This is a genomic window from Pontibacter locisalis, from assembly GCF_042684605.1.
GTDB classification, from domain to species: Bacteria; Bacteroidota; Bacteroidia; order Cytophagales; family Hymenobacteraceae; genus Pontibacter; species Pontibacter locisalis.
In genome coordinates this window covers 257268-268271 of the sequence record NZ_JBHULU010000004.1, presented here as the reverse complement: position 1 = coordinate 268271, position 11004 = coordinate 257268, and the positions used below count along the sequence as shown (strand labels likewise).

16 protein-coding genes are annotated in these 11004 nt (G+C 41.9%); 3 read left to right on the top strand and 13 right to left on the bottom strand.

The genetic code is table 11. From position 1 onward, the window contains the following. Window positions 1-202: 202 nt before the first annotated feature. The 4 genes from ACFSRY_RS04335 to ACFSRY_RS04320 all read right to left on the bottom strand — a co-directional run bounded on the left by ACFSRY_RS04335 (window position 203) and on the right by ACFSRY_RS04320 (window position 2933). Window positions 203-943, bottom strand: coding sequence for a M48 family metallopeptidase (locus tag ACFSRY_RS04335; protein ID WP_377503539.1), 741 nt, complete (start codon window positions 941-943; stop codon window positions 203-205). Between the two features lie 254 nt (window positions 944-1197). Continuing rightward, window positions 1198-1545 carry a hypothetical protein gene (locus ACFSRY_RS04330; RefSeq protein WP_377503538.1) on the bottom strand — a complete coding sequence of 116 codons (348 nt, stop codon included), beginning with the start codon at window positions 1543-1545 and terminating at the stop codon, window positions 1198-1200. Window positions 1546-1567: 22 nt separating this feature from the next. Beyond that, complete coding sequence (locus ACFSRY_RS04325) at window positions 1568-2110, bottom strand: YkvA family protein (protein ID WP_377503537.1); 543 nt, start codon at window positions 2108-2110, stop codon at window positions 1568-1570. A 211-nt stretch (window positions 2111-2321) separates the two neighbouring features. Further along, complete coding sequence (locus ACFSRY_RS04320; protein WP_377503536.1) at window positions 2322-2933, bottom strand: C40 family peptidase; 612 nt, start codon at window positions 2931-2933, stop codon at window positions 2322-2324. A gap of 282 nt (window positions 2934-3215) precedes the next feature. Here ACFSRY_RS04320 and ACFSRY_RS04315 point away from each other — a divergent pair, with 282 nt between their 5' ends. Next, window positions 3216-3593: a hypothetical protein gene (locus ACFSRY_RS04315; RefSeq protein WP_377503535.1), complete on the top strand. Its 378-nt coding sequence runs from the start codon at window positions 3216-3218 to the stop codon at window positions 3591-3593. 18 nt (window positions 3594-3611) lie between these two features. On the opposite strand, the gene ACFSRY_RS04310 is transcribed toward ACFSRY_RS04315, so the two are convergent. From ACFSRY_RS04310 to ACFSRY_RS04295, 4 genes are all read right to left on the bottom strand, one after another. Next, the gene (locus ACFSRY_RS04310) at window positions 3612-3869 is read right to left on the bottom strand and encodes a hypothetical protein (protein WP_377503534.1); all 258 of its coding nucleotides are present in this window, start codon (window positions 3867-3869) and stop codon (window positions 3612-3614) included. Window positions 3870-4073: 204 nt separating this feature from the next. Next, entirely contained in the window at window positions 4074-4754 is a 681-nt protein-coding gene (locus ACFSRY_RS04305; protein WP_377503533.1) for an outer membrane beta-barrel protein, read from the bottom strand. Window positions 4755-5085: 331 nt separating this feature from the next. Next, window positions 5086-5718: a thioredoxin family protein gene (locus tag ACFSRY_RS04300; protein ID WP_377503532.1), complete on the bottom strand. Its 633-nt coding sequence runs from the start codon at window positions 5716-5718 to the stop codon at window positions 5086-5088. An 11-nt stretch (window positions 5719-5729) separates the two neighbouring features. Further along, window positions 5730-6227 carry a TlpA family protein disulfide reductase gene (locus tag ACFSRY_RS04295; RefSeq protein ID WP_377503531.1) on the bottom strand — a complete coding sequence of 166 codons (498 nt, stop codon included), beginning with the start codon at window positions 6225-6227 and terminating at the stop codon, window positions 5730-5732. 115 nt (window positions 6228-6342) lie between these two features. Between ACFSRY_RS04295 and ACFSRY_RS04290 the strand changes: the two genes are divergently transcribed. After that, window positions 6343-6900 (top strand): type 1 glutamine amidotransferase domain-containing protein, encoded by a 558-nt coding sequence (locus tag ACFSRY_RS04290; protein ID WP_377503530.1) that lies wholly within the window; start codon window positions 6343-6345, stop codon window positions 6898-6900. Window positions 6901-6954: 54 nt separating this feature from the next. Here ACFSRY_RS04290 and ACFSRY_RS04285 read toward each other — a convergent pair whose 3' ends face one another. The 3 genes from ACFSRY_RS04285 to ACFSRY_RS04275 form a co-directional block, all read right to left on the bottom strand. Next, window positions 6955-7506: a DUF6992 family protein gene (locus tag ACFSRY_RS04285; RefSeq protein WP_377503529.1), complete on the bottom strand. Its 552-nt coding sequence runs from the start codon at window positions 7504-7506 to the stop codon at window positions 6955-6957. 100 nt (window positions 7507-7606) lie between these two features. Then, the gene (locus ACFSRY_RS04280; protein WP_377503528.1) at window positions 7607-8353 is read right to left on the bottom strand and encodes a YceI family protein; all 747 of its coding nucleotides are present in this window, start codon (window positions 8351-8353) and stop codon (window positions 7607-7609) included. A 142-nt stretch (window positions 8354-8495) separates the two neighbouring features. Next, window positions 8496-9113, bottom strand: coding sequence for a porin family protein (locus ACFSRY_RS04275; RefSeq protein ID WP_377503527.1), 618 nt, complete (start codon window positions 9111-9113; stop codon window positions 8496-8498). A gap of 521 nt (window positions 9114-9634) precedes the next feature. On the opposite strand from ACFSRY_RS04275, the gene ACFSRY_RS04270 reads away from it, so the two are divergent. Beyond that, window positions 9635-10537: a histone deacetylase family protein gene (locus ACFSRY_RS04270; protein WP_377503526.1), complete on the top strand. Its 903-nt coding sequence runs from the start codon at window positions 9635-9637 to the stop codon at window positions 10535-10537. A 12-nt stretch (window positions 10538-10549) separates the two neighbouring features. On the opposite strand, the gene ACFSRY_RS04265 is transcribed toward ACFSRY_RS04270, so the two are convergent. Both ACFSRY_RS04265 and ACFSRY_RS04260 read right to left on the bottom strand, forming a co-directional pair. Next, the gene (locus ACFSRY_RS04265; RefSeq protein WP_377503525.1) at window positions 10550-10756 is read right to left on the bottom strand and encodes a hypothetical protein; all 207 of its coding nucleotides are present in this window, start codon (window positions 10754-10756) and stop codon (window positions 10550-10552) included. 70 nt (window positions 10757-10826) lie between these two features. Beyond that, window positions 10827-11000, bottom strand: a complete 174-nt coding sequence (locus ACFSRY_RS04260) for a hypothetical protein (protein ID WP_377503524.1) — start codon at window positions 10998-11000, stop codon at window positions 10827-10829. Between the last annotated feature and the right edge of the window lie 4 nt (window positions 11001-11004).

Here is an 11004-nt window from a genome sequence, read left to right as displayed (position 1 = left end):
ATAAGAAAGGCCAGTTAAGAAGAAACAGATTTAAAAGTAAAAGCCCCGGAGCATGATATGCTCCGGGGCTTTTGTTTAGTATGCAATTTTTGTGCTGCAGAGGAGTTGTTTGTTCTCTTGACTGATGATTCAGCTTTGTTTCTGTCAAGGCCTTTAGCAGCAGGTTATTGGAGTATAGTAAAGTTTCGCTATAGCTTGTTTCTTAGAAGATGGAAATACGATAAGCTTTCAGTTTTTTGTCCAGTGCTTTGGAGTTGCCGCAAACGCTATCGAGCAATGCCCAAAAATGCGGACCATGATTCTTTTCTACCGTATGGGCCAGCTCGTGAAGGATAACATAATCACAGAGTGCCTCTGGCAGACGCATCAGGTGTAAGTTAAGGTTGATGTTGTTTGTGTGTGAACAGCTTCCCCAACGGCTTTTTGCGCTTTTGATGAATACATTCTGATACTCAAATCCAAACTTTTCGGCAAAATAAGCTACACGCTGTGGCAGGTACTGCTTGGCCTCCTTGCGGTAAGCATCCTCAATAGACTGGCGGATAAATTTCTGAACATCGTTATCGCGTACATCTTTGTAGGCCGGGTAAAACACATTGATGTAGCCGTTCTGAATAACGCAGCGCATTGTATACTGGGCATGGGTGAGCAGGCGCAGGGTATGGTGCTTCGTTCGGAATTCAGAAGAGCCATCATACACTGTTAGCTGCTGCTCATGCTGCTGCATCCGTGCCTGGTGCTCCTTTATCCAATCTGATTTGGTGTAGATAAGTTGTTCTGCCTTTTCGAAGCTGATATGTGGGGGCACGGCTACCCGTATACCCTTCAAAGGCCTTACGCTAATGCTAAGACGCTTTGCTTTATCGCTTCGCTCAATCAGAACTTTCCCGATACCGTCGATGTGGACATTAACGGAAGTAAGTCGTAAAAATGATGAAGACACTTTACTTTGGCTAAAAGTTAAAATACAAAATCCTCTGGCCAAATATAAAGAATAATTTCCTTAGAAAACTATAGTGCACAGGGCTTTTATGTGAAATTATTTAAATTTTAGTATTTGTATTGTACTATATTTTAATGTTTTAAGGAAGTATAAAAAGGCCGAAAGGAAGCGAGAAAAGCAATAATAGTACAAAAAAGAAGCGCCAGCTACTAGTACAGCCGGCGCTTCTTTGCTATCATTCAATTGTAAACTTTCTAGCGAACGTTTCCGCCGGTAGGTCTGTCGTCGTTGGCATTTTTATGCGTACGACTGCTATCGGTGGTAGAATTGCGTAAAGTTGGTTCTTTGCTACTTGTTGCAGAGCCTTTAGCGTCAGTGGAATGGCCCTGAGAGGAATGATCTTTAGTAGGCCCTTCCTTTTTCTGATTCTTAGGCTCGCCTTCTACAGGATTTGGGTCATTCCGGTTCCTGTCACTTACATTGCGATACTGTTCATCGGTGTGCTTATCAGGAATCCGGCCTGTTTTTAAATCGCCCTTTGCATCCTGAGCTGTTTTTTGCCAATCTTTTTTATCTGTGTTTTTCCCTTTATTTGTTTCCATAGTTCTTAACGGTTTGATCAATTTATAATTCTTTATTTGTTTCTATCTGTACAGTGCCTTCTGTTTGGTTGCTGTACTTAGGAGTTCCAAAAGAAGAGTCGGCATGGTGTACATTGTCTGTATGCGGCATGTGTCTCTCTTCTTCTTTCCTCTGTTCCTCCCATTCTTTAAACTTATCCAGTTCTGATTTTGTGCTGGCCATAAACCAAGCCAGTAAACTAGCATCATCAAGCAGGCCTATCACTGGAATAAAATCCGGAATGAGATCAATTGGAGTGAGGAAATAAATGATAACGGCAATGCCACTTACTAAAGTTGTAGTCGGGATACCTTTGTATTCGCCGGTTGTTGCGGCTTTTATCATCCGGGATAAAATTTGCAGGTTCTCCCATACTTCCCCAGCCAGTGCGCCTACGCCTTTTTTAGCTGTGGCCTTTTTAAAAGTATCATTCAAAAGCTTTGCTACCTGTGACGGGTGCTTCAGGTACGATTCAGCCTTCTCTAATATTTTTTTAAAGATGGGGCTCTGTGCTATGTTTTTCCCCTCTGTTTTCTGGTTCTCCATATTTGTGTACGTGCTTATACTCTTTGTGTTTGGTGCGTTTTTCTGACAACACTTTAAGACCGCCAATGTTTTTAGTGGCAAATCGGGTGCAATTTGCTTAAAGTAATGCTAACCTACCTATACTTGAAGCGGATAAAATTGTTATAATCTGAAGTAAACAAAAAAGCCCGGCAGCTTGCTGCAGGGCCTCCTGATGGGATTAGGTTAAAGCTTAATTAACACGCCCGGCGGCATAAAAGTGGTTGCGGTAGAATGGCTCTTTAAGTGAACTCACCATAACCCCCCCGTTGGAAGCCGAGTGTATGAATTTGTTGTTCTTTAAGTAAATGCCTACATGGAAGATAGGCTGTTTAGGGCTGCGGCGGAAGAAAACGAGGTCACCGGTCTGCATTTCCTCTCTGTTGATGCGTTGCACATCGCGGAACATAGAGTGGGAACTACGGCTAAGCTTGATGCCGTATACCTCACGATAGATGCTGGTAACAAAGCCTGAGCAATCAGTTCCTTTTCTGGTACTTCTGCCGTAGCGGTAGGGAGTCCCTATCCAACGTGCAACGGTTTCTGCGAACTGCCACTTTTCAGGTTCTGCGAAACGCATGTTAAGCTTTTGGGAAAAAAACTCTTCTGCTGATTTCTCTTCCAGGGGCTCATACAGTTCAAGAGCACGAACCATGTCTTCGCCAGAATTAATGGCATACGGCGTGATTTTAAAAGCAGTAGAAGTCGCGTCTGTTGCTGCCGACTTAGCCGGCTTTACCTCGTAGAAGTAAGACAGCGTGAGCGAAAGTATCGCAAGGGCACTAAGTATAATGGCTCTGATCATAGGGTTTAGCTTGTTTGTTGCCACAATGGGCATAAACAATGTCACCTCTGCTGCACGGGCAGCGTAAAATTGCACTAAAATAGCAACTGGTAAGCTTTTGTTATACTTTCCAGCTTAAGGCGGGCAAAAATAAGTACTATTTTTTAAAGTGCCAAACAGTTGCTGTTTGCTATGTGCCTGTAAATGTGGTCTGTCTGAGAGCTTCTGGAGTGCCTTTACCGTGAATAGCAGCTAATGAATTGAAATAAAATTTTTAAAAGTGCAAAATCAGTACATAAAGCAATGGATTTTAAAATTGTAGAGAGGTCTTTGTTTGCGCGAATAGCACGCATGGTGTTAAGGAGCAGTAATGTTGCCATGGTGCTGGGTAAAACAATTCACCTCAGTGGAGTAGATCGGTATACTTTCCTGAAAGATGAGGGGTGGGTGGCGCATGAGTTATGCCATATCAGGCAGTTTAAAGAGCATGGTTATCTACGGTTTCTGTGGTTGTACCTTGTAGAGTCGTGGCGGGTGGGCTACTACAACAACAAGTATGAGGTAGAGGCTCGTCTGGAGGGAATGAAGCACCGCCGGCACATGAACCCTGCGCAACGTGCAGCCAGTACTATCACGCCCACAGGTTTGCCGTTGCCCGGGGATGAAAAAGAAACACAGTAGGGAGAAAGGCTTACTATGCTAGTATCTGTTGTAGGACCTTCTGGTAATAACGAAGTAGATGACATAGAACCAGCTGAAGATACCATGGATTATCGCCCATAGGACTGACTCATTTCTGGACCAGGAAGCAACGACAGCAATAACAGCACCCAATCCCACCCCGTTCTTTACCACGGTTCTGCTAACTTCTTCTGTTGTGTAGTCACCATGAGCAAATACTTGTGTAGCGGAAAGTATAAGAATGGATATAAGGCTTAATATGAATTTTGAGTGCATACCGGATAGTTAGTGGTAGGGTGGATTTTAAGATATTTTTGGGTTTTATAATTTGAACTGTGATAACGTGCTCGTAAGGCACGCCTTGGTGTGATTTAGGTTTTGTTAGTCTTAATTATTCTTTTGGGTCTTCACTTCGAACAGTCTCTCATTAAGGGTGATTTGTACTAAGGTAGAGTTAGGTAATTACGCTACCTATATAATTCATAGCTTATAGTTTACACCTACTTTTAGAGATTTAATTATTTTCAAAGAGCCACGAAGTCCATAATCCCAATCATAGAAAATAGAATTCTCTCCTGTTAAGTTATGCCTAAAGGGGACGTACTCAGCCAGACCTTCTAATCGGTTGCTTATTTTATAGTTAAATCCTACCCCCGCAGTAAAAAAAACATCGACACCAGAAACCTTACCCTTATTTATAGTTGCAGTAGTACCATTTACTATTTCCTTGGTTTCATATTTAGTTATGCCCCATGCTGGCATGAGAGTAGCAGTCCCATAAATTGGAAACCGACGCCATACCTTTAGGACATTATGTTGAACAGTTAAAGGAATAGCTACTGCGTGTCCTGTTTGTTTATGATTTGTTTCAGTCTGCCCGTTTACCCAGTCATAACTGTCGCTATTTCCCCCATAGGCAAGACCAGCTTGTAAACGAGTCTTATCAGTTAGTTGATAGCCTAAATTCAAAGCCAAAGGTGCAAAGTAAACTGACTGCACATGCTCTGGAGCTTTTGATGTCCTATAGTAAATATGATGTGAAACAGAACTAAAGCTAATTCCCAAATATAATTTACTTATTGGCGAGTGAGTAGAGTCTACGTGTAGCGCTTTTACTGAAATGGAGATGAGCAGGAAAATTATAATTTGTGTTAATTTCATAACCATCTATCTCCAAATATGAAAGTTTTCTGTTATTATCAATATAGCCTAACGAGCGGATAAACGGAGTTATTTGACTTAATGCTTATTTACCTATATTATATATTACTTGTACTAACCTACAATCCAACCTATTCACATCATCTCAATGCGAACAAGCTGCTTTGCCTAACAAGATAAGAAAATCTTAATAAATATATATTTAACAGTTGTTCCTAAGGTGAGGTAGTTCGAAAGGGAACGAGTATTGGAGGTCTGACAGCAACAAAATAAAAAAAAGTCCCTGCCAGAGCATGGCAGGGACTTGAAAAGAAGATCCTAATTCCGAATGCTACGCCTGCTTCCATTTTATAGTGCAGCCAATAGCTTTGGTGGTAGGCTGACTAACTGCTTTGCCGGAAACCAATTCATCAAGGGCTGCTTCCGCATATTTCTTCTCTACTTTCTCTGGAGCGCGTGAGTTGTCATCAATGGTCCCAATATAAGCTACCTTAAATTTGCCATCTTTCTGCTTTTGTACAATGTACAGGTGAGGTGTTCTGGTAGCGCCATAAGCTTTGGTTATCTCCTGGCTCTCATCGTGCAGGTAAGCGAACGGGAAGTTCTTTTCTTTAGCACGTTGCTGCATATCGACATATGAATCTTTTGGCGAAACATTCACATCATTAGGGTTAATCGCAATTACAGGATAACCTTTGGGAGCATACTTCTTATGAAGGTCAATGATACGATCTTCGTAAGCAACTGAGTAAGGACAGGTATTGCAGGTGAAGGTGACGATAAATCCTTTGGCATCTTTATAATCTGCCATAGACACCATTTTACCATTTACATTTTTAAGTTTAAAGTCACGGGCGGTGTCACCCACCTGATAGCCATCGTTACTAGCAGGAACAGCGGCGAGTAAAACGCCTGCAAAGAGCAGGCAAAACAGGTACACGAAAGGTAGTTTCATTCTTTGCATAGGACTTAAGGTTATGGTTTATACTTTTCAATCAGACTCTGTAGTTCTTCCTTTGTTAACTCCTTCTCCACAAACTCATACTGCTTGCGTTTGTTGTTAAACACCATGGTGGCAGGTATTGCACCCGACCACTTCGGCTCCAGCTTATCTATCCAGGAGTTGGCGTCAACCTCGTCTAAAAGCATTACATCCGACTTTAACTCCCGTCTTTTTACAAATGGCTTAACACGGTTTTCGAGATCCTCCGCAGCATCCATGCTTACCAACACTACGCGTACTGGCTTGTCTTTGTATTCTTGAGTAACAGCCTCGAAGTAAGGCATCTCTTTTATGCAGGGCTTACACCATGTGGCCCAGAAATTTACAACATATAAAGTGTCTGCTGCACTATTACGCAGGCCCTGTAGTTCATTAAATTTTATCACTTTCACATCTTGTGCCGAGGCAGCAGTGGCGATGATCATAGCCAGGGCAAAAGGAGCGAATAGCTTTGTCAGGATAGTTCTCATAGATAAGTAACGAAGTTTCTTTAATGGCTATTGCTTATACGATTTATTAACAATTTAGCTATAAGGTCGTTATTGTAAAAGCGAATTAATGTAGAACTATAAAACAAACTTACAAATGGCTAATAAACTAGAGGGCAAGAGAATTGCCATACTTGTGGAAGAAGGATTTGAGCAGGTAGAACTAACACAGCCGCTACAGGCATTAAAAGATGCAGGTGCAGAGGCTCACATTATCTCACCAAATAAGAACAGTGAGATAAAAGCCTGGAACCATACAGACTGGGGAGACAAATTTAAAGTTGATAAGAAGCTAAATGAAGTAAAAGCTGAAGATTATAACGGACTGCTATTGCCTGGAGGCGTTATGAACCCGGACCACCTCCGTGCTAATAAAGATGCCGTTAGCTTCGTGAATAAATTTATGGAATCTGGTAAGCCGGTAGCGGCTATTTGTCATGGTCCCTGGACATTAATAGAGACAGGCAAAGTAAAAGGAAAGAGAATGACCAGCTACCATACCCTGAAAACAGACCTAAAAAATGCTGGTGCCGAATGGGTGGATGAGGAAGTAGTGGTGGATAATGGACTTGTTACCAGCCGAAATCCAGATGACATTCCGGCCTTCAATAAAAAAATGATAGAAGAGTTTGCCGAAGGTAAACATGACCGTTAGGCTAATATAATTAGAGAAGGAGAGCCGCACCATGTAAAGGTGCGGCTCTCCTTTTTATGTTTTAGGTATAAGACCAAAAAGCTGATCCGCATTATACTCTAGCAGGATTACCAGTACCACGTCCAGCAAAAGCAGGAAGAACCCTTGAAGTACAATAGCTTGTCCCCAACCAAAAAGCTGTTCACTTTTTGCCGAGTTCTTAGAGCGTTCCTTCAGATAAACCCCTGACATGATATAGCCGAAGTCAAGCCCAATGTTCAGGTATAGTATAGTCTTATTCCAGCTGTGCAGGCGCACGCTTTCTGCCAGGGTACGTGTAACGGCATCATCAGAGAAGATAGTATGTAATGCAGCACCGGCTATAAGCAGGTTTACAACGTTCCAGTACAGGTTCATCTGGAAAAAGTATCTGCGCGCCCTCGTAGTGTTTGTTAGTTTAAAGCTGCTTAGTAAAATGTTCAGGATGGCCCACCCTCCTAATATCAGCATACCTACCCGGAGTACATTTTCCTGGTGCAGGTTAAAATTTGCAAGGGTGCTGCTTTGTGCCTGTGCAGCAAAACTAAAGGAGAGTAGTAGAGTTAACAGGTAAAAGAATTTTTTCATTGTGAAAGCTTGTTCTGCTAATATAGTGCTGTAACGGCACACAGCAGTTTATGGGCGTAGGAGAGCCTTTACTCCGGCATATTTAGTGGAATAAGACTGATTATAAATTAGTTTTGGATTGTGGTTTAGTGACTATATTGAAACCAATATTTACTTCGGGATAAATGGTTTTGTCACCAAGAGATTCATCAGACCGGTAAACAAGGTCCCAGTCGGTGCGGTTAATATTAAAGTTTGCCTTAGCCTTTAGTACACTGTCATCCATGGTAACCTTTGCCGGAAATGATATGCTTTTCGTTTTGTTTTTAAGCGTCAGGTTACCCGTAACCTGATGAGTCGGGTGTTTCACCCGTAGTGCATCATCAGCATTTCTTACTGCTTTTGCTTGAGTTTTGGTTTTAGTGCTATCATAAGGAGCTACTCCTGTCAGCTCAAACACAGCCGTAGGATACTTCTCAACATCAAAAAAATCAGGTGATCTTAAGTGCTTGGTAAGCTTTTCATTGCTGCTCTGATCTATCTTTTTATCTTCAGCGCGCATATTGGCCATGTCTATCACTATTCTGCCATCGGATAGCAGACCATTATTCATGTATAGTTCCCCTTCCTTTATCTTAAAATAGCCGTTGTGTCTGCCCGTCATTTTGGCTCCGATCCAGGTTATCTCACTTTTTGTTGTATCGATCTGAAAGGTTTCAGAGGGGGTGATTTTGTTTGTTTTATGAATTGCCTCTCCTACGTTTGCTGTGTCTGTTTTTACGGTCGTATCGCAGGAGCAAAAAGTGAAAAGGCATGCGAAAGCAGCAGAAGTTAAATGGGGTGATATGCGCAAATGTAGCTTGCTCATGTAGCTTGAGTTATATTAAGTAATGCAGCCTTCGATGGTAATTGCAATACGGTATATTGGTAAATTGGTGTGCTGATGATAGTTATATTGCTTAATTGTTTGTTTTACATTTCTGTTATGGCTCTGGCCTTTAGTACTAACGTCAGAATCCTATGCCTAAGTATACCTGTAGCACCCTAGGGTGTACGGCTAAGTCAGTATTCCCTGCATCATCCTGTTTTATAAGGTTTTCGAAGCTTAGGTTGTAACGGGCTCCAGCTATAAACCTGTTGAGTCTCCCTTCAAATCCAGCCGCAGCCCCATAATCAAACGTGTTGTAATCCATTAATCTCACTTCTTTTCCTTCCTCGGTTGCTGAGACCATGACATTTATCTGAGGTCCCAGGTGAAAACCTATATTCTCGTTAAGGTTAACCACCAGCAGGATTGGTACTTCCAGGTAATCGAACCTGAATACGGAATCTGACCGCTCATACCCTTTTCTGGAGTACAATAATTCAGTTCGTATGGCAAGACGTTTTTTCCAACCAATTTGAGCAAACACGCCCCCATGATAGCTTCTGTGGCCGCTGTAGTTTCCAAGAAGTTCTTCATCATCTCCGTAAATGCTGGAAAAGTTCAAGCCCGCCTTCACTCCGAATAAAGAGTTAAATAAACTAGCAGAAGTAGTGTCTGCAACCTGTACAGTTGTGTCACTTATTTGCGCTTGCCCTGCATAGGAGCCTAACAGGAGCAGTATTAGGAATATAATTTTTTTCATAGTTGTAGTATCATTGTTGTTCCTCAGCACTTAAGCCAGTACGGCTGCTACTAAACCTTGCCGATTGTACCTGTTATACTGCTTTTACGAAGTATACAGTTACTAAATCTTCACACACAGGCTCAATCTTGCATTTATACACTTGTTGCTGATTGTTAGTGTAGTACGGAATAAAAGCATTAACTGTGGCAGTTGGTAAATATTTTAGCACAGTTTGCTAATAAAATGCGATTATTTGGGATAGTATTATGAAAATATTGATATTTTTGATTTGTGATAACATAAATTTGGTAGTTGTTGGTGGATAACTGTTGGTAATTAACATAGTTATCCACACTTATCAACAGTCAAAAGCTAACTCCATCAATAGATTTAGAATTCTGAATATATTTATCCACTATGGTATAAACAGCTACTAATTATATTAGTTTTTGCACTGCTTCACGATACTTTAGTTCGTAGAAGGTTCAAAGTATTTCAGGAGAAAACCTGTGCTGAAGGTTTCTTGTTAACTTTGTGTTATGCTTAAAATTGCCTGGTCTGAAATTTTCGCACATAGCCTTCCGGAGGGGCATCGTTTCCCGATGGCAAAGTATGACCTGTTACCTGAGCAGTTGTTGTATGAGGGTACCATCACTGACAGTAATCTTTTTGCACCGGAACCGCTGCAGGAGAAATATATCTTAGATACACACGATGCTGGGTATTGGCAGCGATTAAACAGCTTACAGCTAAGTAAGTCTGAGATTCGTAAGACAGGTTTTCCCTTATCAAGGCAACTGATAAACCGTGAGGTGGTGATTATGAACGGCACCTTACAGGCAGCTGTGTTTGCTCTTGAATTTGGTGTTGGAATGAACATTGCAGGAGGTACCCATCATGCTTTCACTGACAGGGGAGAGGGGTTTTGCCTGCTCAACGATATTGCCATCGCGGCTAATTACCTGCTGAATCATAAAGGTATCAGAAAAGTGCTGGTAGTGGACCTGGACGTGCACCAGGGAAATGGTACCGCACAAATCTTCAAGGATGAGTCGAGGGTATTTACCTTCAGTATGCATGGCGGCCACAACTATCCGTTTCATAAGGAGCAGTCGGACCTGGATATTCCTTTAGAAGAGGGCACAGATGATAAGACGTACCTCAAGCTGCTGAATAACACTTTGCCGCGCCTGTTGGAGCAGGAGCAACCGGAATTTGTTTTTTTTCAGTCGGGTGTAGATGTGCTTGCAACAGACAAACTAGGAAGGCTGGGCATGACGATCGAAGGTTGTAAGGAGCGGGATAGGACGGTGCTGGAGTTGTGCCATAAAAATAAGCTGCCTGTTGCCGTTAGCATGGGAGGCGGCTACTCAAAGCAGATAGCACATATTGTAGAGGCTCATGCTAATACATTCAGGCTTGCACAGCAAATCTGGTTTTAAACAGTAGGATCGTTACTCTCTGGTACCAAGCTTATCAGAGCCTTTCTTTCGTCCGGGTATGATGCTCCGTAAAATGATGTAAACGATAGGAGCCAGTGCCAACACCAGTATAATGTATAATACAATTTTTAGTGCCTCCACAAAAAAGGAGATAACTACAGCTGAGATGGCAATAGACAGTGTAAACAGGAGCCAAAACCTGATATGATCTTTTTTCATACCTTTTTATACCTCAATACATATGGTTAGGTTGAGATCAGACAGCATCAGCTTTCTATTTGGTGAGGCACTAACGCTGTAGTTTTGTAAGGATAAGTTTTAGGGTATAATACAGCGCTGGCTGAAGTGCAGCAAGAGTTATAAGGAATATGGCAGGAGAAATTGGTAGCCTGGTCCAGGCAAAGTACAGAATAGGGGCCGCAACTATTACAGAGATAAGGTACACGTAGTTAATTCTATTCATGCTG